Source organism: Chryseobacterium sp. SIMBA_028 (assembly GCF_046535285.1).
GTDB lineage: Bacteria > Bacteroidota > Bacteroidia > Flavobacteriales > Weeksellaceae > Chryseobacterium.
In genome coordinates this window covers 1-252 of record NZ_JAWRWZ010000585.1, presented here as the reverse complement: position 1 = coordinate 252, position 252 = coordinate 1, and the positions used below count along the sequence as shown (strand labels likewise).

The window sequence follows — 252 nt, the reverse complement described above, 5'->3', positions numbered from 1 at the left end:
CAGGACTTGAACCTGAACAACAAGAGTCAAAGTCTTGTGTGCTATCCAATTACACTATGAATCAGGATAAAGTCTGAATGATCAGTATACTATGTATGATGATTCATTCTGTGTGGATCAGAACCGAATTGAACGGTTACCTCTTGTTTTTCAGACAAATGTGCAGACCTTCTACACCACTAATCCGGGTTGATAATGATTGATTAATTGATAACCTATTCATTATGAGTACGGGAAGGGGGAGTCGAACCC

1 tRNA gene is annotated in these 252 nt (G+C 39.3%); it reads right to left on the bottom strand.

The features are described 5' to 3' along the window. Window positions 1-113: 113 nt before the first annotated feature. Window positions 114-186 (bottom strand) — tRNA-Phe (locus SCA31_RS24590). Window positions 187-252: the final 66 nt, after the last annotated feature.